The sequence below is a fragment of the Actinospica sp. genome (assembly GCF_035552695.1).
Taxonomy (GTDB): domain Bacteria; phylum Actinomycetota; class Actinomycetes; order Streptomycetales; family Catenulisporaceae; genus Actinospica.
The window spans coordinates 33,053-56,992 of record NZ_DASZKT010000044.1 but is presented as its reverse complement, the minus strand read 5'-3'; the positions used below and the strand labels follow the sequence as shown (position 1 = coordinate 56,992).

Sequence of the window (23,940 nt, the reverse complement as noted above, 5' to 3'; positions counted from 1 at the left end):
CCGGTCCTGGCCCGACCATGGCGAATCCGCTGTCAACCGTTGCCGGGGCCGGCCGTCTCTAGCGGCAGAAGGAGTCGTTTCGATCGAGCCGGGGGAGACTTTGACCATGGTGAGAAAGCTGGCGGCCGCCTGCGTCCTGTCGACGGTGGCACTGGGCGTGGCGGCATGCGGCGGAAAGTCCGAGGTCGCGCCCGCCACGGTCGACGGCGCGACGCACAGCGGCGGCAGCACGAGCGGCGCCGCCTCCGCGGCGGCGGCGACCGGGACTGCCTCCGCGTCCCAAACGGCGGCGGGAGGCACGGGCGCGGCTTCGGCGAGCTCCGTCCCCGCGTGCGGCAATGACGATCTTGAGATCAGCTGGGGATACGGCACCCAGAGCCAGCCCCTTCAGGCGAACGCCGTCGTCTTCAAGAACATCAGCAGCCACCCGTGCACGCTTCGCGGTTACCCGGGAGCGACGATCAAGGACGCGGGTACGACGATCGACGCGGCCCGCGTGCTCAACGGATTCCGCGGAGATCTCCCGCCGCTGAGCAGCCCGCCGCTGGTCACGCTGAGCCCGGGCGGCAGCTCGTACGCCGTCCTCCAATGGCTCCTGCACACCGATCAGCCCTGCTACCCGACCGGCACCGGGACGATCGAGATCACCGCACCCAACACCACGAAGACCGTCGCCATCAGCACGGCCGCGCACATGGGCGCACAGGGCATCTGCTCGGCCTTCGAGACCAACCCCGTCGTGCCCGGCACGTTCGGCGCCTCGGCCGGCGGCTGACCGCGCCGAGATCGGCTCAGCCCGCCCGCGCCTCCATCGCTTCGACCAATCGGCCCAACGCCTTGATCACCCATTCGCGGTCATCGCCGAGTTCTGTGAACAGGTCCACCTCGGCGGCCAACTGACGGGGGAACAGTTCGTCCACCGCCTTGGCGCCGGCCTCGGTGATGGTCACGAACGCGATGCGACGGTCGGCGGGACTGGGTGTCCTTGCGATGAGGCCGCGGCGTTCGAGTTTGGCGAGCGTTTTGCTGACGCCGGCGCGGGACATGCCGTGCCGCTCGGCGATGCGGCGGGCGATGAGCGGCTCGGTGGCGTGGCGCAGCGGGATGAGCATGTCGACTTCGGGGGCGGTGAGCACCGCCCCCTCGTACAGCGGCTCGACGGCGCCGCCCAGCAGGCCGGTGGCGCGCTTGAGCAGACCCACGAGCTCCATCGGCGAGGTGTCGAGTCCGGGATTGTGCGCGGCCCACTGATTGCGGACGTCCTCGGGAGACGGATGCATGCGGCTCGCCTTTTCGTTCTCGGGGGCGTGGTTCTCAGCGCGTTGTCGTCACAGCGTTCCCGGCCGGATCGCCGGCGACCGAGCTCGGTCAGAGCGTACCGCCCGGCCAATTGTTAACTAGTAAACCATAGGCTATCGTTCAGCCCATGGCAGCCGCACCCTCGCACCAGAACGCCCCCACGTCGGCCCCCGCCCCGCCGACCGGGCACACGCCCTCCCCCGCCTCCGCACGCGCCCTGGTCCTCGTGCTCAGTGCTCTGACCGCCGTCGCGCCGCTTGCGACGGACATGTACGTGCCCGGATTCCCCGCGCTCGGTCGCACGCTGCACGCCGGCAGCTCGGCCGTACAGCTCACCATGACCGCCTTCCTCGCCGGGCTCGTCATCGGCCAGCTCGTCTTCGGACCGATCAGCGACGGAATCGGCCGACGACGCCTGCTGATCGGCGGCACGGCGGGATTCACCGTGTTCTCCCTCGCATCCGCGATAGCACCCAACATCGCCGCCCTCACCGCCACCCGCTTCCTCCAGGGCGTCGCGGGAGCGGCCGGGATGGTGCTCGCGCGCGCCGTGCTCACCGACCGCTTCCACGGCGCCGAACTACCGCGTTATTTCGCCGCGCTCGCGCAGATCATGGGCATCGCGCCGATCGCAGCACCCGTACTCGGCGGCCTCGTGCTGTCCATCTCCACGTGGCGCGCGGTGTTCGTCGTGCTCGCCGCGCTGGGCATCGTGCTGCTCCTCGGCGTGCTGCGCGCGGTGCCGGAGTCACTTCCGCCGGAGCGCCGACACGGCGGCGGCATCGGCAGCACCTTCCGCGCGATGGGCTCGCTGGTCCGCTTCCGCGCGTTCATGGGGTACGTGCTGACCCTCGGCTTCGCGGCCGCCGCGCTCTTCTCGTACATCGCCGGGTCCAGCTTCGTCTTCGAGGACATCCACGGGGTTTCAGCGAGTGTCTACTCATTGATCTTCGCGACGAACGCGGTCGGCATGCTCGTCGGCGGGTTCTGCTTCTCTCGCCTGGCGCACCGCGTCCGGCTGAACAAGCTGCTGACGGCGGGCGTCGTGATCGCCACGATCGGGACGTCGGCTCAGGTCGCGCTGCGGCTGCTGGTCGGCGAGACGCTGGCCTGGACGTGGATCACGCTGTTCGTCTCGATCGGCGCCATCGGCCTGATCTTCCCGTCCACGATGAGCATCGGCCAGGGCCTCGGCCGGCGGGCTCCGGGCGCCGCCTCCGCGCTGCTCGGCGGGTTCCAGTTCCTGCTCGGCGCGCTCGCCTCGCCGCTCGTCGGCGTGTTCGGCACGACGAGTTCGTTGCCGATGGCGGCGATCATGCTGATCTCGATGGCCTGCGCCTGCCTCGCGCTGTTCGGACTCGCTCGTCCTTGGGAGGGCAACGGCGAGCCCGAGTAGGCTACTCTCCAGCCATGTTGACGGTGCGTGACGTGCTCGGGCTCGACCTCGTCGCGTCCTTCGGCCCCGAGGTGGTCGCCGGAGCGGCGGGCCTGGACCGGCCGGTGCGCTGGGTACACGTGGCCGAGGCGCTGGACGTCGGCGTGATGCTCTCCGGGGGCGAGATCGTGCTGACCACGGGCCTGCTGCTGGCGGACGACCCGAAGGCGCAGACCGCCTACATGGAGGCGATGCACGCGGCCGACGTCGCCGCCGTGGTCGTCGGCCTCGGCCGGGCCTTCTCCACCACGCCGCCCGCGATGCGCCGGGCCGCCGAGCAGCGCGGCGTGCCGCTGATCGTGCTGCACCGGCCCGCGCCCTTCGCGAAGTTCACCGAGGAGGTGCACGCGCGGCTGCTCAACGAGCGCTTCGCCGCCGTGGACCTGTCCGACCGGCTGCGTTCCGCGCTGGCCGCGCTGAACCTCTCCGGCGCCTCGCTGCAGCGGCTGCTCGACGAGGTCGCGGCGTTCGCGGGCTGCCCGGTGATGCTGGTGAACCTCGCGCAGCGGGTGCTGGCCACGGCCGGGGACCGCGGCGCGCTCGGCGAACTGATGCGCGACTGGGGACGGGTCTCCCGGCAGGTCGCGGCCCTCGCCACGCCGTCGAAGGCCGCCGGGTCGACCACGGCCGGCCCGGACGGCTGGATCATCGCGCCGCTGCAGGCGCGCGGCACGCAGTGGGCCAGGCTCCTGCTGTTCGGATATCAGGGCACGGAGGCCGAGGGCCGGATGATCGCGGACCGGGCGGCCGAGGCGCTGGCCGTGCACCGGCTCGTCGGCGGCGGCGTGCAGTTCGCGCACGACGGACTGGAGGGCGAGGCCGCGCAGGCGATGCTCGCCGACCTGGCATCCGGCTCCGTACGCCCGGACCAGCTGCTGCCCCGCGTCCGCGCGCTGGGCCTGCCGGTCAGCCGGCGCACGTTCGTTCCGCTGATCATCAGGCCGCTGACCGGCAGCGGCGAGGGCCTGGACCTGCTCTTCCGCCGCGCGCTCAACGAGGAAGGCCTCGCCGGACTCGCCGGTGAGACCGGCGCCACGGGGATCGCCGTGCTGGTCAGCCTGCCTCGGGATCAGGACACTGCCACGGCCGTCAACCGCCTGGTGCTCAAGGCCTGTGAGCATGCCACGGAACGCGTCCGGAAGATCGTGGTCGGCGCCGGCTCCGACTGCGCCACGCTCGACGAACTGCCGCGTTCGTTCGCCGAGGCGGTGCACGTGGCCGACGCGGCAATGGCCGATCCGCCGGAAGGGCCGGTCGCCCGGCTCCGCGACGTACGCCTGCGCGGCCTCGTCCGGCTGCTGCGCGACGAGCCCGAACTCCAGGCCTTCATCGAACGCGAACTCGGCCCGCTCTTCGCCGAGCAGGACCTGATGGACGTGCTGCGCTCGTACCTGCGCACCGGCCGCAACAAGTCCCTCGCCGCGCAGGAGCACCACTTCTCGCGCCCCGCGCTCTACCGCAGGCTTCACAGCATCGAGACGCTGCTCGACGTGGACCTGGACGACTGGGACCAGCTCGTGTCGCTGTACGTCGCGCTACTCGCCTACGACGCGCAGCAGACGTCCGGAGCCGGTCCCAGCGACTAGATCGTCAGGCGACCGACTCGTCCGTCTTGACGGGAAACAGCTTCATCAGCGCGATGTAGAGCACGAATGCAGAGCCGAGGCCGACCGCCCAGCCGTAGTCGGCCAGCGGCTGCAGGAACGGGATCAGGCCCTTGGCCGGGAACGGGCCCTGCTTCACCCCGCCGACCACCGACGAGTACGAGCCGCCGATCGCCAGCAGGCCGCCTACCAGGAATGACAGGACCGCGCGCCAGTTCCAGCCGCCGTTGTACCAGTAGCGTCCTTCCGGCTTGTACAGCTCGTCGAGCGCCAACTTCGTGCGCCGCAGCACCCAGTAGTCCGCGATCAGGATGCCCGCGACCGTCCCCAGCAGTCCGCCCACCGTGTCGAGCCAAGTGAAGATGTAGACGTTCGGGTTCGAATACAGTTTCCACGGCAGGATCGCCACGCCGATCACGCCGGTGATCAGCGCGCCGGTGCGGAAGTTGACCAGCTTCGGCAGCAGGTTGGAGAAGTCGTACGCCGGGCTGACGACGTTCGCCGCGATGTTCACCGAGAGCGTGGCGATCAGCACGACGAACAGGCCGACGAGCGTGCCCGCGACGTTGTTCAGCTTGGTCAGCAGCTCGACCGGGTCCCAGATCGGCGCGCCGAACAGAGCCTGCGAACCGGAGGTGACCAGCACGGCGATCAGCGCGAAAGCAGTCATCGTAGTCGGCAGCCCGAGCGCCTGACCACGCGCCTGCGCCTTCTGGCTGCCACCGAAGCGGGTGAAGTCCGGGATGTTCAGCGACAGCGTGGACCAGAACCCGATCATGCCCATCAGCGAGGGGAAGAAGAGCTTCCAGAAATGCGAGCCCCAGCCGAGCTTGGAGGGTTGGCTGACCAGCGGCCCGAGGCCGCCGGCCTCGACCGAGACCCAGATCAGCAGGCCGATCGCGCCGACTAGCACGAGTGGGGCGGCCCAGTTCTCGAAGCGCCGCAGCGTGTCCATGCCGCGTACGATCACGACGACCTGGATGACCCAGAACACCGCGAACGAGAGCCACTCGGTCCACGGCTCGCCGCCCACCGCGCTCGCGTTGGCCCACCAGGAACCGAAGGCCTTGCCGCCCAGCGCGAAGATGGCGCCGCCGCCGATCCAGGTCTGGATGCCGAACCACACGCACGCGACCAGCGCGCGGATCACGGCCGGCAGGTTGGCTCCGCGCAGGCCGAACGAGGCGCGTGCGAAGACCGGGAAGGGAATGCCGTAACGGGTGCCCGCGTGTCCGTTCAGGATGACGGGCGCGAGCACGATGAGGTTGGCGAGGGCGATGGTGAGCACGGACTGCTTCCAGTCCATGCCGAGCGCGACCAGCCCGGAGGCGAGGGTCCAGGTGGCGATGTTGTGCGACATGCCGACCCAGAGCGCGAGGAAGTTGTACGTGTTCCAGCGGCGCTTGGCGACGGGTACCGGGATCAGGTCAGGATTGGCGAAGCGGGCGTCGTCGAGTACGACTCCCTCGGCCAGTTCTATTCGGCCGTCTTCACTTGTCGTAACGGAGGGCGGGGCGGTTGTGGACATCGGGGTAGGCCACCTCGTCAATAAGAGCTCTTACTAGCTCACCGTTGGGATCACTTCGGTTGCGTAGCGTTCGATAACCTCATCGATCGCGTCGTGCATGGCGTAGATCGCGAACTGGTCCACACCGAGCGCCTTGAGCTGCTCGAGCTTCGCGACGTGCGCCTCGACCGGCCCGACGAGACAGAACCGCTCGACGATCTCATCGGGCACGAATTCAGTATCCGGATTCCCCGCACGACCGTGGTGACTGTAGTCGTACTTCTCCCGCGCCTTGATATACGTCGTCAGATCCCCCGGAACCATCCCGGAAGACTCTCCATAGCGCGAGACGAGATCGGCCACGTGGTTGCCGACCATCCCACCGAACCAGCGACACTGATCAAGCGCATGCGCATTCCGCGCAGCACTGCCATCGGTCACATACGCCGGCGCCGCGACACAGATCTTCACACTCCCCGGATCACGACCCGCGTCCGCAGCGGCCTGACGCACCGCCTTGATCATCCATTCGGTCAGGAAGGGATCGGCCAACTGCAGGATGTACCCGTCAGCCTGGCGACCCGTCAGTTCGAGTGCCTTCGGACCGTAGGCGGCCATCCAGATCGGAAGACTGCCGTCCTTGACCCACGGAATCCGCATACTGGTACCGCCGAACTCCGCCTCACGGCCCTCGGCGAGGTCCTTGATCACACCCATCGCCTCACCGAGCACCCCCAACGTGGCCGGCTTGCGACCGGCGACGCGCATCGCCGAGTCGCCGCGCCCGATCCCGCAGATCGTCCGATTGCCGTACATGTCGTTCAGCGTCGCGAACGTCGACGCGGTGACCTCCCACGTCCGCGTACCCGGGTTGGTGACCATCGGCCCGACGATCAGCCGCTCGGTGTGCTCGAGAATGCGGCTGTAGATGACGAACGGCTCCTGCCAGAGCACGGCCGAATCGAAGGTCCAGCCGTGCGTGAACCCCAACCGCTCGGCCCGCACCATCCGGTCCACGAGCACCTTCGCCGGCGGGTCGTTCTGCAACACCAGACCGAAATCCATAGTCGTTCCCTTCGTTCCCTTAGTTCCCTTGGGTGACGCGGGGTCAGGTCAGGTACTGGCAGGTCGAGCGCGGCGTGAAGCGGCCGTGGCCGGTCTGCCCGAGGTACTGGCCGCCGTCGATGATCACCCGGCCGCGGGACAGGACGGTCTTCGAGTGCCCGGCGACGGTCTTCCCCTCGTACGCGGAGTAGTCCACGTTCATGTGGTGCGTGGCGGCGGACATCGTGTACGAACCCTGCGGGTCGTACAGCACGATGTCGGCGTCCGCTCCGGGCGCGATGGTGCCCTTCTTCGGGTAGAGCCCGAACATCCGGGCCGGCGTCGCGCAGGCCAGCTCGATCCAGCGGCGACGGCTGATGTGCCCGTCGACGACCGCCTGATGCAGCAGGTCCATCCGGTTCTCGACGCCGGGCATCCCGTTGGGGATCTTGGAGAAGTCGCCGCGGCCGAGCTCCTTCTGGCCGACGAAGCAGAACGGGCAGTGATCGGTGGAGATGACGGACAGGTCGTCACCTCGTAGCGCCCGCCACAGCGCCTCCTGGTGTTCGACCGGTCGCAGCGGCGTGGAACAGACGTACTTCGCGCCCTCGAAGTCGGGCTTGGCCAAATCGTCCGTCGAACAGAACAGGTACTGCGGACACGTCTCCCCGAACACGTTCAGCCCCAGGTCACGGGCCCGAGTCAGCTCCGCGACCGCCTCGGCCGCCGACACGTGCACCACGTAGAGCGGCGCCTCGGCGACCCGCGCCAACTGAATCGCCCGATAGGTCGCCTCCGACTCGAGCAGGGCCTTGCGCACCTCGCCGTGATAGCGCGGATCCGTCTTGCCCTGCGCGAGCGCCTGCTCGACGAGCACGTCGATCGCGATGCCGTTCTCCGCGTGCATCATGATCAGCCCGCCGTTCTCGGCGCCGCGCTGCATCGCCCGGAGGATCTTGCCGTCGTCGCTGTAGAAGACGCCGGGGTACGCCATGAACAGCTTGAAGCTAGTCACCCCCTCGTCGACGAGGCCGTCCATCTCCTTCAACGACTCGTCGGTCACATCCGCGAGGATCATGTGGAAGGCGTAGTCGATCGCGCACTGGCCCTCGGCCTTCGCATGCCAGGTGTCGAGCCCTTCGCGCAGCGACTTGCCGACCGACTGGACCGCGAAGTCCACGATCGTGGTGGTGCCGCCCCACGCAGCCGCACGCGATCCGGTCTCGAACGTGTCGGACGCGGCCGTGCCGCCGAACGGCAGCTCCATGTGCGTGTGCGCGTCGACCCCGCCCGGAATGACGTAGAGGCCGGCGGCATCGAGCACGGTGTCCGCGGACCAGCCCTCCGCCACCGAACTCCCCGTCGCCGCCACCGCCGCGACCGTCTCGCCCTCAATCAGCACGTCCGCGTTCAGCTCGTCCGACGCGGTGATGACCAGGCCGTTCTTAATCAGCGTCCTCATGGTTGAATCACGCCTCCGTCAGCGGACCGTAGGCCTCCGGGCGGCGGTCGCGGTAGAACGCCCACTGCTGGCGCACCTCTTCGAGCCGGCCCATGTCCAGGTCGCGCACGACGAGTTCCTCGGCCTTGTCCGACGCCACGTCGCCGACGAACTGCCCGCGCGGGTCCACGAAGTAGCTCGTGCCGTAGAAGTCGTTGTCGCCGTACTCCTCGACGCCCACGCGGTTGATCGCGGCAATGAAGTACTCGTTGGCGACCGCCGCCGCGGGCTGCTCCAGCTGCCACAGATACGCCGACAGCCCCCGGCTCGTCGCGGACGGGTTGTAGACGATCTCCGCGCCGTGCAGCCCGAGCGCGCGCCAGCCCTCGGGGAAGTGCCGGTCGTAGCAGATGTACACGCCGACCCGGCCGACCGCCGTGTCGAACACCGGGAACCCGATGTTCCCCGGCTTGAAGTAGTACTTCTCCCAGAAGCCCTTGACCTGCGGAATGTGGTGCTTGCGGTACTTGCCGAGGTAGCTGCCGTCCGCGTCGATCACCGCGGCCGTGTTGTAGTAGAACCCCGCCGACTCGAGCTCGTACAGCGGCAGCACGATCACGATACCGAGCTCCTTCGCCAGCGCCTGGAAGCGCCTGGTCGTCGGCCCGTCCGGGATCGCCTCGGCCCACTTGTAGTGCTCCGGCTCCTGCACCTGGCAGAAGTAGGGGGCGTTGAACACCTCCTGGAAGCCGATGATCTGCGCCCCCTGCGCCGCGGCCTCCCGCGCCGCCTTCTCGTGCGCCGAGATCATCGTCTCGACGTCTCCGGTCCACGCCGTCTGGAACAGGGCTGCTCGAACCACTCGGCTCATCGCGTCGTCACTCCTTGGAACTCGGGGAGCGGGCTTTGGAATGCTTGAACAGTAGGAGACCGCCGAGGCCGCATCGAGTGCCGCGCTGTAACGCCCTGCCCTCTCCGCCGTTCCACCATGTCACGCCCGGTACTCACATGATTACACGTGTCACCGCCACGAGAACCGCCCGTGAATTCATTGTTTCGTTCCCTCGCCGAAATGCTGGGAGGACACGCCCTGACAAGCGCGGGCACGCTGGACTTGAGCTTTGGAAAATCGCCGCTTCGCGACTGTGGTGATGAGGCGCGCCTCGGTTTCGCTCGGTTCGAGGCGTTGGCGTTCGTGCGGTCCGTGTTCGGCCGCTACCTACGGCCTGATGCTCCGCTGCGCTCCGCATCGGGCCTACGGCCGGGCCGATTACCACTACTTATCCCGCCCACCCACCCTGGCCTCCGGCCCTACGCTACGCGGCCGCCCACGTCGCTCCGCGCCTCCGGGCGGCCACTACGCTCCGGGCCTACGGCGATACAAGCCGCCCGCACCCACCGACGTGATAACGCCTGGTCCAGATGCCGCGGTCGATGGCGTAACACCTGCCGAAGTGCGAGGGCGTCTCCTCACACGAGACGGCCGGAGTGTCGGGTCGGGCGTTGTATGCGGCACGGGCCGCATCGACGTGTGCGAGGTGCGTGGCACTCCACTCCAGGAGGGGCAAGCTCGATCACCCGGTGTCCGCCGACGTCCGTGGTCGCCCACTCATACAGGTCAGCCTTATCAATGTACGTCGGCGCACACTGGTGCGTCTTGGCGTGTCAAGGTCCGTGATGAGACCACAATTGAGACCACGACGACTCTCCGTGCGCCGCGGCGCACGCGGGCTAGAACTCTACAAGGATCAAGGCGCACCGTTCCGGCGCGCAGCGCCAGAACGGCCCCGCGCCTTTGCGCCAGACTTCGCCGCGCGTGTCTCGGGCCACGCCGCGCTGCCGACGAACGCGCGAAGTGATCCAGTAGAAGAGCAACGGGCGGATTCAAGCGGTCGTTGCAACGACGGCTATTGATTCGCGTCGAGGAGTCTAGCGCGGTCTGCGGGCGGTGGGCGCCTAGAGTTTCGATCACGGCTACGGTGGCCGGCATGGATACCGGGATGATCGACACTGACGCGTACGCAGCGAAGCTCCTGGCGGACAACGCCGTCGGCCGGTGCTTCATCTGTGGTCTGGCCGACGAGGCAACCACGCCCGATCATGAGATCGTGGCCTACCGGGACGAGTCCTGCGTGGTCTTCTTCCCGCCCTGGCAGCGTCTCTACGGCTACTGCCTGCTCGCGCCCAGGCAGCACGTGACCGAGGTGGTCTCAAGCTTCACCGAAGACGACTATCTGGCACTGCAGCGGCGCGTGCATCGCCTCGGTCGGGTTCTGGCGGAGATCACGCCCACGGAACGGCTCTACGTGTTCAGCTTCGGCAGTATGCAGGGGGTCGCCCACGTTCACTGGCATCTCGCGCCGCTGCCTCCGGGCGTGCCGTTTCGCGAGCAGCAGTTCGCCGCCGTCGACAAGACCGAATATCTCGAGGTCCCCAGGCCCGAACTCCAAGCCATGGCGCGCAGGATCGGTGATGGAATGGCTGCTCTGGCCGCGGCCGAGGCGTGATGCGCGTGCAACCCGCCAAAAGGCGGGGGATGCAGTCAAAACTCATCGAGACGAGGGGACATCAACCGCCATGGCATTCGCGAGTCGTTCGGCGGGTGTGTCCCAGCCGAGCGTCTTGCGGGGGCGGCGGTTGAGCTGGTTGGCGACGGCGTCGAGGTCGTCAGGGGTGTGGACGGACAGGTCTGTGCCCTTGGGGAAGTACTGGCGCAGTAGGCCGTTGGTGTTCTCGTTCGACCCGCGCTGCCATGGCGCGTGCGGGTCGCAGAAGTAGACCTGCACGGCGGTGGCCAGGGTGAACTCACGGTGTTTGGCCATCTCGGTGCCCTGGTCCCAGGTCAGCGAGCGGCGCAGGTGCGCCGGGAGGGTCGAGATCGTGCGGATCAAGCCGTAGCACACTGCCTCTGCACCGTGGTCGCCGGGCAGGTACACCAGCTCACGTAGCGGGTGGCGCGCTCGACCAGTGTGCCGATCGCGGAGCGCGCGTAGGCACCGAGGATCAGGTCCCCTTCCCTGCCCGGGCACCGCCCGATCCTCGACCTCGGCGGGACGCTCGCTGATCATCATCAATGGTTTGGGTAGCCCCGAGCGCCTTGTCGGATGCGGCCGAATCCTGGGCCGGCGCACAGCGCACCCGGTACGCAGTGCCCGGCCAGTTCCCGGCCCAGTTCACCTCGGTCCTGGTAGAGCGCCCGGTAGATCGTCTCGTGAGACACGCTGTACTCCGGATTGAGGTGACCCCCGGGGCATAGACACCGGGTTTCATGCGGCTATGGATATGAGTGTAGCAGGACCGTCAGAGCGCTGAGCGTCACGGAGCTGCTGCTCGTAGTCGGCGGGCGAGAGCAGCCCGGCGCAGAACGTTCTTAACTGCCGCCGCACGATAAGCATCTTCAGCTTCTGAAAGCGATGCTGGCGAATGTGGCACCCGAGCAGCATGCCTGACGCGTTGTTGCGGCAGCTGTCTATCCCCCCACGCACTCAGATGGGAGCGCCGCATGTGATGGGCACTTGAAGCAGACATCACAACGCCGCGGCACAGGAGAGGCCGATGACGACCGCCGGACCCGCGGTGCGGTTGATCCAGGCAGCGATGAGCAAGGCTGCTGCGAGTACGCCCCACCACTTGCCAGCCCACCGAGCAGCCTGTTCTTGGACTTCGGCACAAATTCGTATTCTGCTTTGCGCTCTTGGCATTGGCTAGCGATTCCGTGGGGCGCGCAGGGGTGCACTGAAGTACATGGAGCGCTCGTAGCGCCGCGCGTGGGCGGGACCGGCTGCCGCTTCGTCAGCATCTCGAAAGTCAGCGAAAAGTCGGCGAAACGCCGGGCAGCAGCCGACAACATACGATAACGCGTGACAGCCGACCTGCACGGGAACGAACAGCCGGGAGCCGGCGACAGCGCCAGGGATGCCCGTACGGCTCTTACAAGGAAGTGCCCGGGTTCGGCGACTTCCGGTTGTCTTGAGAAGCGGGACCATTGAGCAGAATGAATCGTGGGCCTTTGGGCGCCCCGGTGTTCCATATCTCGTATCCGTACCGCTGTGGGCCATTGCTAGCGAAGACGGCAGTCCCAATCACATCGGCGTTGCTGCCGATAATGACTTTGCATCGTACGATAGACTGATCGACTCTGAAGATATTTACATACCGCCGTATGGTGAGCCTACTGCTAAGGCCAATGTCTCATTCATGGTGCTTGCGTCCGGTGTTAGCCTTGACACGGGCCAGCCATTTGTGAGCATGACCGAGTACCTCGCTAGCGATTCGCTTTTATTTGGCCACTACCAGGAGATAGGGGTAAACTATGAAGAAGCTCCTCGCGAATGGTCAGGCTGGATTAATTTTGATGGGAATGGCACAATGTACGTTTTCGGGTATGGCTCGCTGACCAAGCCGGGGTCAGTTGCCGCGGAACTCAACCGCGCAGTCAATCGTGACGAAATGATCCCGGCCGAACTACGAGGCTGGCGACGGGCCTGGAATGTCGGTTCTGACAAGTATTCGCATCCAGAGCGGACTATTTACAAGCCCGATGGTTCCGTCTTCGACGGTGTTGTGGCTGTTCTGGGCCTTGTTCAGGGAGCCGCGAATGCGCATTGCAACGGAGCGGTGTTTTCGGTGTCTAGTGAGGACCTGGCCAAGCTTGATGCGCGCGAGCGTAACTACCGTCGAATCGATGTCACCCAGGCCGTAACATTTAGGGGTAAGCCGGACGACTGCGTTGTGTTCGTCTACGTGCCTCGCGTCGAGGCGATGGAGCGGCTTGAGCGTGCGCTCAGAGGGCCCAACCGCCGACCGACCGCAATCCGCAAGGCTTACGTGGATCAGACCCGGGCGGGATTCTCGCTGATGGGTGAACGAGAGCTTCGCCAATTTGATGCTGACCCCATCCCGAATATCGACATTCACGACCTTAGATTCGAGTACAAGGCCAGCGGCATCCGCGATGTAGATGACCGGACAGATGGACCAGAGCCGCAGGCGGCAGTCGCAGTGACAGCGCCGCATCCGGGTCCAGGTCGTAATGGAGCCACCTGACGGGCTTGGCCTAACCGATTGGCGAGGGCTGGAACGCGCCGCTTTGGGCGTAGTTGGCCGCAGCAAGTACAGCAACGCCAGTACGTGCACTGATCCGGCCCGATGCTTGGAGCTTGGTGATGTGGGGCGTCGGCGGGTGCGGGCGGCTTGTATCGCCGTAGGCCCGGAGCGTAGTGGCCGCCCGGAGGCGCGAAGCGACGTGGGCGGCCGCGTAGCGTAGGGCCGGAGGCCAGGGTGGATGCTCTCCTGGATGTCAAGCGGGGGTGTGTCGTGGTTCGGGGTGGTCGTGGTCGTGTTTGATCAGGTAGTAGGCCCGGTGCGGAGCGCAGCGGAGCATCGGGCCGTAGGTAGCGGCCGAATACGGACCGCACGAACGCCAACGCGCCTTACACCGAGCGGTACCGAGGCGCGCCTCATCATCACAGTCGCGAAGCGGCGACATTCCGAGCCCCGGGCAGGTGGCGCTCCGCCGAAGGCGATGGCCACGAAGAAGGAGCAGCAGTCGCCGCTGGGCGAGCGATACGCGCGGCGTGAGGCCCGGCGCCGCCGGGCCTCCTCGCGGATACGCGTCGAGCACTCCAACGCCGAATACAAGCAGTGGCGGCCGCTGATGCGCTGGACCGGACGGCGCGAAGACTTCGCCGATACTCAGGCCGCGATCGCCGGGCTGGTTTCCGACCGCTCAGCCCGCCGTGCCACTCGCCGTGCCACGCACCGCGCGACCGGTGCCGAACCGGCCCTCGCCCGCACCGCAGCCTGCTGATCGCGCCAGAGGCCCAAACCATTGGGCTGACAATTGCCGACCGCGATCGCTGCCTGATACGTCAGCCGTGCAGGGTGACGACGTACCCGTCGGGGTCGGCGAACGCGAAGGTGCGGCCGAACGGGCCGTCGAACGGTGCGGTCACGATGCGCACGCCGTGGTCAGCCAGGTCGTCGTGGATCTTCTCGACGTCCTCGGCCTTGAGCCACAGTGCCACGCCCCAGCCGAGCTTGTCGACGGCGTCCAGGTCGACCGCGGGATCGCGCACCGCGAACGGGACGGGCTGAGTATCGAAAACCACGGCGTGGGGCGGGGAGACGGCGGCGCGGGTGAGCCCGAGCCTTTCTTCGTAGAAGCGTGCGGAGGCCTCCAGGTCGTGTACCTGAAGCGCGATGAACGACGGTCCGACGACAGCCATGGTGAGAACACCTTCCAGTATCAGGAAACCTGATACTAAGCGTAGGCTCGCACCCCGAACAATGCAAGGTAACCTGATACACGTCGAGTAGCACCAAGGGCGAAGGAGGGGCCATGAGCGGTCCACGCCGAGCGCAGAGCACCGCTGACCGGCCCGGATACCTGATCAAACTGGCCCAGGCCGCGCTCCACGCCCAGATGGCCCGGGCCCTGCACGAGCACGGCGTCACACTCGCCCAGTTCGCCGTGCTCACGGCGCTGGCCGAGGAGCCGGGCCTGTCCAACGCCGAGCTGGCACGACGCGCGTTCATCACCCCGCAGAGCATGAACGAGAACCTGCGCGAGCTCGAACAGCGCGCCTGGATTAGCCGCAGCCACCACCCCACGCACGGACGGATCCGGCAGACCGCGCTCACCGACCAGGGGCGCGCAATCCTGCAGGCCTGCGACGCCGCAGTCACGGCCATCGAACAGCGCATGCTCGCCGAACTCGACCCCGACCAGCGCCACCAGCTCGCCGCGGCGCTGCGCACCTGCATCGCCGCCCTGGCCCTGAACCCCACACAGCCAGAAGCAGGTCGTAAGTAACGTAAGTAATCGGCCCGGACGTAGGCCCGACGGAGCGCAGCGGAGCATCGGGCCGCAGGTAGGGCCGACTACGGACCGCACGATCGCCAACGCGCCTCAAACCGAGCGGAACCGAGGCGCGCCTCATCATCACAGTCGCGAAGCGGCGATTTCGAGAACCTCAGGCCCTACGAGAAAAGTCGTCCCAGGTAGGCGTGGTCGTCGCCGACTCGCGGCGGGGTGAAGTAGCGGGCGACTACGGTATCGGGGACCTCGGCGAGGGTGGCGGGGCGCCAGTGGGGGTTGCGGTCCTTGTCGACGACTTGGGCGCGGATGCCTTCGGCTAGGTCGGGCTCGGCGAGGCCGGAGCAGGAGACGAGGAATTCCTGTTCGAGCACGTGCTGGAGGTCGGGGAGGTCTCGGGCGCGGCGGACGGCGGCGAGGGTGACCTTGAGGGCGGTCGGGGACTTGGTGAGGATCGTGGCGGCGGCCTGGTTGGCCGCGGGGCTGGCGTGGCGCTGGAGGCGGTCGACGATCTCTTCGACGGTGTCGGCGGCGTAGCACTCGTCGATCCAGGTGCGGTGTACCGCGAATTCCGCGTCGGGGACGGGGGCGGCGAAGGTCTTGAGGGCGGCGCTCGCGTCTTCGGTGGCGAGGGCGGCGGTGAAGGTGAAGTCCCGGAGCGCGGCGGAGGGGACGAAGTGATCAGCCAGGCCGCACAGCACGGCGTCGCCCGCGCCGACCGCGGTGCCGGTGAGGGCGAGGTGGGTGCCGAGTTCGCCGGGGGCTCGGGAGAGCAGGTAGGTGCCGCCGACGTCGGGGATGAAGCCGATGCCGGTCTCGGGCATGGCTACGCGGGAGCGCTCGGTGACGATGCGGACGGAGCCGTGGGCGGAGATGCCGACGCCGCCGCCCATCACGATGCCGTCCATGATCGCGACGTACGGCTTGGGGTAGCGCGCGATGGCGAGGTTGAGCCGGTACTCGTCGCGCCAGAACTCGGCCGCCTCGCGCGGGCGACCGGTGATCACCGACTCGCGCACGGCACGGATGTCCCCGCCGGCACACAGGCCGCGCTCCCCCGCGCCTGTGATGACCACGGACTCGATCGACGGGTCCGCCTGCCACCCATCGAGCGCCGCGGCGATCCGCTGCACCATGCCGCGGGTGAGGGCGTTGATGGCCTTGGGTCGGTTCAGCGTCAGGAAAGCCGCGCGGCCCTCGGTGCGCAGCAGGACGTCGTCGGCGGAGGGGTCTTCGATGATCGGCACGGTTTCGAGCGTACCGGTGCCCACCCCTGAGCCGAGGCGGGCACCGGTTCACTCGCGAGCGATCAGTACTGCGCGGGCAGTTTTCCGCGATCAGTACTGCATCGTGACTCCGCTCACCGTCTGCGTGTCCGTCGTCGCGCCGGTGCCGGCGGTGAACGCCGGGAGCACGGAGCTGGGCAGCGTGACCGCGCCTTGCAGCACCTGTGTCCCGTCGACCGCTACCGTGAGCACGCCGTTGTAGACGGTCACCCACACCTGGTGTGAGCCGAGCAGGCTGGGCACGCTCGTCGTGGTGTAGAGCAGTTTCGGTGCCGTGCCCGAGGTGGGATTGGTCCCGATGGACACGCTGGAGGCCACCTTGCCGCCGGTGTAGGTGTTGAGGATCACGTAGATCCCGGCGAGCCCGGTCGCGCCGACGCCGTTGCCGTGGTTGCCCACCGAGCTCGGACTCACCGACGAGGCGTCGAACAGGCTCACGGTGAGTCCGTCTCCGCCGGTGCCGCCGGTGATGACCGAGGTGAATCCGGCCTCGAAGTTCGCCGCGGAGATCGCCGTCGGATCGACCGCCGCTCCGGCCTGGTTGGCGGTCGCGGGCGTCAGCAGACTGCCACTGCCGCTCATCGTGGCGACGCCGTTGTACGACCAGCTGCCGCCGGGCGCCGGGAGCGCTGCGCCGTTCGCCGAGATCGACACGCCGCTGACGATGTGGTTGTCCGTGGTGCCGCCGGTCGCCCCGGTGAAGGCCGGGAGCACGTTGGCCGGCAGGGTCACGGTCGGTGAGAGGACCAGCGTGCCGTCCACCGAGACGTCGAGCTGTCCGCCCATGGTGACCTGGACAGTGACCGTGTGCGTTCCGGTGCGCAGGGCGCCGATGTTCGTCGAGGTGGCCAGATAGGTCAAGGTGCCGCCGCTGCCGCCGGTCGCGATGCCGACGAAGTTGTTCGACGGGGCCCCGGACTGTTGATAGGTGCTCAGCACGACGGCCACCCCGCTCAACCCGGAGAAGCCCATTCCGCCGCCGTTGCCGCCGACCGACGTCGCGGTCGACTTCGTCGCGTCGAGCAGGCTGAAGGTCAGGCCCGTGCCGCCGGTGCCTCCGTTCAGCTGCGCGGTGAAGCTCGCGGTCAGACCGGCGCTCGGCACGGGCGTGCCGTAGACCGCGGAGGCCGCCTTATTCGTGTTCAGCTTGGTCAGCACCAGATTCTTGCCCGAGGTCGTGGCCGCGCCGTTGACCGTCCAGCCGCCACCCGGCGCGGTGATCGCGGTGCCGCCGGTCGCGGGCGTGCCGCCGCCGGTCACGGAGATGTCCATCGCGCCCTGGCCGGTATCGGTGGTGACCTCGTAGGTTCCCGAGTAACTCGCCACCGCGGTCGGTGTGAACGTCACCGACACCGTGTAGCTCTCGCCGGGAGCGAGTTGCTGGCCCTCAGGGATCGGGTTGACGGCGCCGAACGGGGCGGTCGGTGGAGCGGCCTTGGTCACCGTCAGGTTGATATTGCCGGTGTTCGACACGGTGAAGGTCTGCGTCGCGCTCGCGCCGACGGCGACATTGCCGAAGGACAGGCTCGTCGGACTGATCGTCACCTGCGGATCGGAGTTGATCGCGATACCCGTCAGCGGGATCGTCACCGAACCCTGATCACTGGTGAGCACGATCGACGAGCTGTCACTCTCGGCGAGAGTCGGCGTGTATGTGACGCTGATGGTGTCGGAGACTCCGGCGGCCAACGTGTCGCCGACGTTGGGTAGCCCGCTCGTGGAGAACGGTGAGCCGGGCCCGGTCACCCCGGTGAAGGTCTCACTGCTCGTGCCGGTGTTCGTCACGCCCACGGTCAGTGTTTCAGAGCTGCCCACGGCCATGGTCCCCCAGTCGAGGGCCGTCGGCGCCGCGCCCAAGCCCGGTTGGGTCCCGGTGCCGCTCAGCCCGACGTTGATGGTGCCCGCGTCCGTGGTCAGCGACAGCGCGCCGGTATCCGCGCCCCAGGTGGTCGGCGAGTAGCCCACGGGCACGCTGATCGTCTGACCGGCCGTCAGCGTCACCGGCAGCGACGGGGTGGTCGCGCCTGCCGAGAACGGCGAAGCCGCGCTCACTGCCGAGACCGTGACCGTCTTGGCCGCCGTCAGTGTGGCCGTGGCCGTGCCGCTGGAGCCGACGGCCACCTGCCCGAGGCCGACCGAGGTGCCCTGCAGCGCCTGCGTCGTCGGGGCGCCGAACGCGATCAGGTTGCCGTCGCGGGTGCCGACGTACACGCGGCCGTTGTTGGTCGCGGGCACCGAGAACTTGGAGACCTTGCCGAGCGGCCAGGAGCGCAGCAGGGTCATCACGCCGCTTGAGGGCACGGCGTTGTACACCATCAGCTGGCCGCTCGCGCCGGTGGCGTCGGCGGACTGGATGATCCACACCAGCGCGGAACCCGACGTCGTTCCGCTCGAGGTCACCACGGGCGAGCCGGAGGTGTAGCCGAAGGTCTCCTGGCTGTTTCCGGCCACGTGCAGCGCGGGTTTTCCGGTGCCGGTCAGGCCGTAGCTGAGCGCGACGAGGTTGCTCTTGGACTCGTCGACGTAGACGTAGCCGCCGTCCCCGCCCCAGACCGCGGGATGCCCCCACACTCCGGACAGCGTGCTCTGACCGAGGATCAGGTCGCCGCCGTTCGTTCCCTGGCCGCGGCCGCCGAGGGAATCCCGGTTGAGCAGGAACAGCCGGCCCTCCTTGCCGATCACCGCCATCAGGTGCGGATACGTCGCGGTGCCGAACTCCGCGTCCGGGAGCGCGACCGGGCCGCCGGACGCGAGGTCCTGGTCGTTCGCGTCGAGCGTGGCCGCGTCGGCCGGGGCGAAGAAGTCCGATGCGGAGATGGTGCCGCCGGAGCCGACGGTCAGGTGGACCACGGACTCGGAGAGCGTCGCCGGAGGCGAGGTGCCGACGCCGACAGGAGGAGTGACGCCGTTTCCGGTGGCGATGAACATTCCGTTCGAACCGTCCGAGACGATGCCGCCGCCGGACTGCCAGATGCCCGCACCCGACGCGTCGGGTCCGGCCTCGGTGGTCCACATGTGCGGCGACTGCGTGCTCGTGTTCACCCCGACCACGTAGCCGCGGTACGGCTTGTGGTCGCAGTGGCCGCCGAAGGCCATGTAAATGCTGCCGTTCTGCAGCAGCATTCCAGGGCGCTGCAGCTCGTCCTCCGTGTCGAAGGTGTTAGTGGAATCGTTCGACGGCGAGCCCGCGATCGTCACCGGCCAGCCGGTGCGCACCGCGCCGGTCGTCGCGCTGAGGGCGTAAAGGTAGTAATGCGGCACCGACGCGTTCGCACCGTCGTTCACCTTCGCCGTGAGGTAGATGTAGCCGGAGGACGGGTCGTAGACCGGGGTCGAGGTGATTCCGATGTCTGGTACGAGGTCGCCACACCCGATCGTCGAGGCGGGCCAGGACGGGCCTAAGTACGTCGACCAAAGGATCGCGCCGGTCTCGCTGTTGAGGCCGTAGACGTAGTTCTCCTCGGTCCCGACGATCACCGTCGAACCCACCACCAGCGGCTGCGCATAGATCTGACCGGTGAGCGCGGTCGAGAAGAGCTGTCCGAAGTCGCTGCCGGTCACCGCTCCCGGAGAGAGCGTCGACTCGTTCGGATCCCAGCCCGTGCGCTGGTTGTCGCTGGAAACGGTCACGTTGTCGGCGTGCGCCGGGCTCGCAGCCGGCACGATCGCGACCAGCAGGCCGACGAGTAGGGCGAGCACGGTCAGCCACACCCTGACGGCGGCATGGGGCGACGAAGAACGCAGCATGAAACGGTCCCTCCCACAGCCCGGCGTACCGGGCACCGGCCTCGTCGGCTCCGCCCGTCCGCGGCCCACCAGCCGCCGGGCTTTACCGAGCCTTGACTACGCCGTGAACATAAGGGGACTTCCATGATCAGATCGGCAAGTTCACCAAAGCGTTATAGAGAACGCCTCTACATTCCACCCAATAAGAAATCCAGGTAAACGCAACGTTGTACGGATGTTTCCTGCATCCCCCGTCCGACGTCGCGCGGGGGCGCGCGAATGGAGCGCGCTGACCTTAGGTTTGTAACAGTACGGAACCGCGAGTGGACTTGGTGAAATCGACCACGCTACGCTCGCGCCGTTGAATGGAGCCGGAGGATTGCCGGTCATCGAAGACCTTTGAGTGCCCCTCCTTTTCGCTCCAACTCAGAGAACTAATCGAATTGTCACGTCGCGGACCCGGGCTGTTCACGACGCGCGCGTATAAGGCGCGCCACATTAAACCCAAGGGGGGGTCATGCGGTCTTTACCCGAGGCTGCGCCCGTACCGGCTACCGGTCGGGCCGAGGATCCACCGACGAGCGCGCGGCACGGCCTGCTCGGCCGTCTCGCCGCGGTGCCCTGGCCGCTGTTCGCGCTGCTCGGCGTGCAAGCCGCGCTGTCCGTCCGGCTGCTGCGCCTCAACACGGCGTTCGTCGACGAGGCCACCTATCTCTACGCCGGTCACCAGGAGCTGGACCACTGGATCCACGGCTGGCCCATTCCGGCGTACTCGACCTACTTCTCCGGCGCCCCGACGATCTATCCGCCGATCGCCGCCGTGGCGGACAACCTCGGCGGGCTGGTCGGAGCGCGGCTGCTCTCGCTGGCGTTCATGCTCTGGGCCACGGCGATGCTCTGGGCCTGCGCCCGCATGCTGTTCGGCCGGATCGCCGCCGTCGCGGCCTGCGCGATCTTCATGTCGCTCGGCCCGACCCAGGCGCTCGGCGCGTTCGCCACCTACGATCCGATGGCGTTCGCGCTGATGGTGACCGCCGTGTACTGCGCGTTGCGCGCGGGAGACGCGTCGGAGGAGGCCGGGTGGTGGCCGCTGTGCGCGGTGCTGCTCGCCCTCGCCGACGCCACGAAGTACACGATGGCGCTGTGGGACCCGTTCGTGCTGGCCATTCTCGTGATCAGGGCCCATCCGCAGGTCGGCCACGGCGCGAAGATCCGCCGCGCGGCCGGGGTCGCGGCGCTCGCCGTCTCGCTGCTCGCCCTCGGCCTCGCCGCCGGCGGCGCCTTCTACATCGACGGCATCACCTCGACCACGCTGACCAGGGCCGCGGGCCTCACCCACCGCACGGTGATCGTGCACGAAGTCCTGCGCTGGGTGGGCTGGCCACTCGCGTTCGGGGCGCTCGGACTGCTCGTCGCCCTGCTCCTGCGCCGGTCCAGGCTGCAAAGCGCCCTGCTGGCCACGCTCGTACTCGCCTCGGTCGTCGCGCCGCTCAACCAGCTGCGGATAACCACGGACACGTCGCTGGAGAAACACGTCGACTTCGGGGCCTGGTTCGCCTGCCTGGCCGCCGGCTACGTCGTGACCGAAGTCTCCCGCGCCCTGCCCGGCCTGCTACGCAGCACGCCCTTCCGCCTGGTCACCGCCTCGCTGATCACGGCCGCCGCCCTGCTGACGACGGTGAGCACCGGTGCCGCGCAGGCCGACGCGTACTTCCACACCTGGCCCAACGCCCAGCCGGTCGCCGAGGCGATGAAACGCCACGTCACCTCCGGCACGGCGCAGTATCTCGTCGAGGACTACGACGTCGAGGCGTACTACCTGCTCACGGACACCACCTGGCACCAGTGGAACAACACCTGGGCCTTCAGCTACTTCAGCCATGCGGACCACAAGGAGATCAGCGGGGTGCCCGCGTACGTGGCCGCGGTGAAGAACCACTACTTCGACCTCATCGTGCTCGACTTCGGAGATACCTCGAGCACCGATCACGCGATCGCCGCGGCGATGGCCGGCTGCGCGAACAAGTGCGGCTACCACATCGTCGCCGAGGTCCCGTACAGCGGCGCCACATGGCGCGGTCAGTTCACCATCTGGCAGTACCAGGGAGCGCGCTGATGTCCATCCTGGAAGACGAACGCGACGAAACCGCGACCACGCTCGTCGCCATACCGGGCTCGGACGACACCGGAGCGTTCACGACGCCGTCGGTGCCGTCGCGGCTCCCGCATCCGCCGACCGACGCCGAGACGAAGCTCTACGACGGCCGCAACCGCCAACTGCTCATGCGCGTGTCGGTGGCCTCGTTCCTCGTGCTGACGATCTCGCAGTTCCGCTTCGTCATCACCGAGAAACCGCTGCTGGTCCTCGCGCCCTTCTTCCTGTTCACCGTGCTCTACTACGTGATCTCGCTCTGGGTGAACATCGGCACGAAGGACTTCGACATGGCCGCCCACGAGCGGCTGGTCGCGGAGTGGATGCCGCGGGACCATCCGTCACTCGACGTGTTCCTGCCGATCTGCCGCGAGGACCTCGAAGTCCTGAGCAACACGTGGACCGGTGTGTCCGCGCTGATGCGGCGGTATCCGGGCCTGTGCACCGTCTACGTGCTCGATGACGGCGCGGACCCCGAGGCTGCCGAACTGGCGGCCGACTTCGGCTTCAGGTACCTGACCCGCCCGCTCGACGGCGAGAACCCGCGCGGGTGGTTCAAGAAGGCCGGAAACCTCCGCTACGGCTTCTCGAACTCGGAGGGCGAGTTCGTCCTCGTCCTCGACGCCGACTTCAACCCGCGCGCGGATCTGCCCCGGCATCTGCTGCCGTACATGGCGGCCGAGCCCAGGCTCGGCATAGTCCAGTCCCCGCAGTTCTTCCGCACGCACAGCGGCCAGACCAGGATGGAGCGGGGCGCAGGAGCGGTCCAGGAGCTCTTCTACCGGCTCGTCCAGGTGTCCCGGGACCAGCGCAACGGCGCCATCTGCGTGGGCAGCTGCGCGATCTACCGCCGCGAGGCACTGCGGGAGAACGGCGGCTCCACGCTCATCGGCCACTCCGAGGACGTGCACACCGGATTCGACCTGCGTCGCCAGGGCTGGGATCTGCGCTACGTGCCGGTCCCGCTGGCGGCCGGCCTGTGCCCGGAGACACCCGACGCCTTCTTCGTGCAGCAGTACCGCTGGTGCATGGGATCGATGGACCTGCTCAAGCACGAGAAGTTCTGGAAGCACAAGCTCAAGCTGCGCACCCGCTGCTGCTACTTCTCCGGGTTCTGCTACTACCTGCACACCGCCCTGTTCACCGTCATCACTCCGCTGATCCCGTTGACGATGCTGTTGTTCCTCCCGGATCGGGTGCGGCTGATCAACTACGTCTTCATCGCACCTTCGCTCATCTACAATATCCTGATATTCCCGCTGTGGCACCGCTGCCGCTTCGGCCCCTCGGCCTACATGGCCAAGCTGCTCTACGGCTGGGCCCACCTGTTCGCCATCTGGGATCTGCTGCGCGGCCGTCCGATGGGCTGGAAGCCGACCGGCGGCCGGGGCGCCGGGCGCAAGAACCGGCGGCTCTGGATCGGGATCTGGGCCTGGTCCGGCGGCACGTGCGCGGTGTGGGTCGCCGTGGCCGCCCTGCGCACCGCGACCTCCGGGCTCCAGTTCGCCCCGATGTTCCTCCTCGGCCTGCTGAATGGCTGGATAGTGGTGCTCGCGCTGATGGCGCGTCGGGAACAAGCACCGGGGAGCGTTGCGAGCTGAAGCTCAGCAGTCGAATCCACGCGAGGAA

18 protein-coding genes are annotated in these 23,940 nt (G+C 67.8%); 9 read left to right on the top strand and 9 right to left on the bottom strand.

The window, feature by feature from the left end; all coding sequences use genetic code 11:
- The first annotated feature begins 106 nt into the window (after nt 1–106).
- Nucleotides 107–775 (top strand): DUF4232 domain-containing protein, encoded by a 669-nt coding sequence (locus tag VG296_RS07420; protein ID WP_325564465.1) that lies wholly within the window; start codon nt 107–109, stop codon nt 773–775.
- Between the two features lie 16 nt (nt 776–791).
- Here VG296_RS07420 and VG296_RS07415 read toward each other — a convergent pair whose 3' ends face one another.
- Nucleotides 792–1,280 (bottom strand): MarR family winged helix-turn-helix transcriptional regulator, encoded by a 489-nt coding sequence (locus VG296_RS07415; RefSeq protein ID WP_325564463.1) that lies wholly within the window; start codon nt 1,278–1,280, stop codon nt 792–794.
- Nucleotides 1,281–1,426: 146 nt separating this feature from the next.
- Between VG296_RS07415 and VG296_RS07410 the strand changes: the two genes are divergently transcribed.
- Together VG296_RS07410 and VG296_RS07405 are read left to right on the top strand one after the other, a co-directional pair.
- On the top strand, nt 1,427–2,695 hold the full coding sequence (locus VG296_RS07410) for a multidrug effflux MFS transporter (RefSeq protein WP_325564461.1): 1,269 nt from the start codon (nt 1,427–1,429) through the stop codon (nt 2,693–2,695).
- Between the two features lie 14 nt (nt 2,696–2,709).
- Nucleotides 2,710–4,320 carry a PucR family transcriptional regulator gene (locus tag VG296_RS07405; protein ID WP_325564459.1) on the top strand — a complete coding sequence of 537 codons (1,611 nt, stop codon included), beginning with the start codon at nt 2,710–2,712 and terminating at the stop codon, nt 4,318–4,320.
- Between the two features lie 4 nt (nt 4,321–4,324).
- On the opposite strand, the gene VG296_RS07400 is transcribed toward VG296_RS07405, so the two are convergent.
- From VG296_RS07400 to VG296_RS07385, 4 genes are read right to left on the bottom strand one after another with little or no spacing between them, the layout of a single operon-like run.
- On the bottom strand, nt 4,325–5,866 hold the full coding sequence (locus VG296_RS07400; RefSeq protein ID WP_325564457.1) for an NCS1 family nucleobase:cation symporter-1: 1,542 nt from the start codon (nt 5,864–5,866) through the stop codon (nt 4,325–4,327).
- A 33-nt stretch (nt 5,867–5,899) separates the two neighbouring features.
- A complete protein-coding gene (locus VG296_RS07395) occupies nt 5,900–6,910 on the bottom strand; it encodes a TIGR03842 family LLM class F420-dependent oxidoreductase (protein WP_325564455.1) in 1,011 nt (336 codons plus the stop codon).
- Nucleotides 6,911–6,953: 43 nt separating this feature from the next.
- Nucleotides 6,954–8,351, bottom strand: coding sequence for a dihydropyrimidinase (gene hydA, locus VG296_RS07390; RefSeq protein ID WP_325564454.1), 1,398 nt, complete (start codon nt 8,349–8,351; stop codon nt 6,954–6,956).
- Between the two features lie 7 nt (nt 8,352–8,358).
- Complete coding sequence (locus VG296_RS07385) at nt 8,359–9,201, bottom strand: nitrilase-related carbon-nitrogen hydrolase (protein ID WP_325564452.1); 843 nt, start codon at nt 9,199–9,201, stop codon at nt 8,359–8,361.
- Nucleotides 9,202–10,318: 1,117 nt separating this feature from the next.
- On the opposite strand from VG296_RS07385, the gene VG296_RS07380 reads away from it, so the two are divergent.
- Entirely contained in the window at nt 10,319–10,837 is a 519-nt protein-coding gene (locus VG296_RS07380) for an HIT family protein (RefSeq protein WP_325564450.1), read from the top strand.
- Between the two features lie 42 nt (nt 10,838–10,879).
- On the opposite strand, the gene VG296_RS07375 is transcribed toward VG296_RS07380, so the two are convergent.
- On the bottom strand, nt 10,880–11,461 hold the full coding sequence (locus VG296_RS07375; RefSeq protein WP_325564448.1) for an IS30 family transposase: 582 nt from the start codon (nt 11,459–11,461) through the stop codon (nt 10,880–10,882).
- A 1,117-nt stretch (nt 11,462–12,578) separates the two neighbouring features.
- Between VG296_RS07375 and VG296_RS07370 the strand changes: the two genes are divergently transcribed.
- Together VG296_RS07370 and VG296_RS07365 are read left to right on the top strand one after the other, a co-directional pair.
- The gene (locus tag VG296_RS07370; RefSeq protein ID WP_325564446.1) at nt 12,579–13,376 is read left to right on the top strand and encodes a gamma-glutamylcyclotransferase family protein; all 798 of its coding nucleotides are present in this window, start codon (nt 12,579–12,581) and stop codon (nt 13,374–13,376) included.
- Between the two features lie 478 nt (nt 13,377–13,854).
- Entirely contained in the window at nt 13,855–14,139 is a 285-nt protein-coding gene (locus VG296_RS07365; protein WP_325564444.1) for a hypothetical protein, read from the top strand.
- Nucleotides 14,140–14,200: 61 nt separating this feature from the next.
- On the opposite strand, the gene VG296_RS07360 is transcribed toward VG296_RS07365, so the two are convergent.
- Entirely contained in the window at nt 14,201–14,557 is a 357-nt protein-coding gene (locus tag VG296_RS07360) for a VOC family protein (RefSeq protein WP_325564442.1), read from the bottom strand.
- A 113-nt stretch (nt 14,558–14,670) separates the two neighbouring features.
- On the opposite strand from VG296_RS07360, the gene VG296_RS07355 reads away from it, so the two are divergent.
- Entirely contained in the window at nt 14,671–15,144 is a 474-nt protein-coding gene (locus tag VG296_RS07355) for a MarR family transcriptional regulator (RefSeq protein WP_325564440.1), read from the top strand.
- Between the two features lie 167 nt (nt 15,145–15,311).
- Here VG296_RS07355 and VG296_RS07350 read toward each other — a convergent pair whose 3' ends face one another.
- On the bottom strand, nt 15,312–16,394 hold the full coding sequence (locus VG296_RS07350) for an enoyl-CoA hydratase/isomerase family protein (protein WP_325564438.1): 1,083 nt from the start codon (nt 16,392–16,394) through the stop codon (nt 15,312–15,314).
- A 90-nt stretch (nt 16,395–16,484) separates the two neighbouring features.
- The gene (locus VG296_RS07345) at nt 16,485–20,180 is read right to left on the bottom strand and encodes a choice-of-anchor D domain-containing protein (RefSeq protein ID WP_325564436.1); all 3,696 of its coding nucleotides are present in this window, start codon (nt 20,178–20,180) and stop codon (nt 16,485–16,487) included.
- A 496-nt stretch (nt 20,181–20,676) separates the two neighbouring features.
- Here VG296_RS07345 and VG296_RS07340 point away from each other — a divergent pair, with 496 nt between their 5' ends.
- Nucleotides 20,677–22,275 carry an ArnT family glycosyltransferase gene (locus VG296_RS07340; protein WP_325564434.1) on the top strand — a complete coding sequence of 533 codons (1,599 nt, stop codon included), beginning with the start codon at nt 20,677–20,679 and terminating at the stop codon, nt 22,273–22,275.
- Entirely contained in the window at nt 22,275–23,912 is a 1,638-nt protein-coding gene (locus tag VG296_RS07335) for a glycosyltransferase family 2 protein (protein WP_325564432.1), read from the top strand. The genes VG296_RS07340 and VG296_RS07335 overlap by 1 nt, the downstream gene beginning before the upstream one ends.
- The last annotated feature ends 28 nt before the right edge of the window (nt 23,913–23,940 follow it).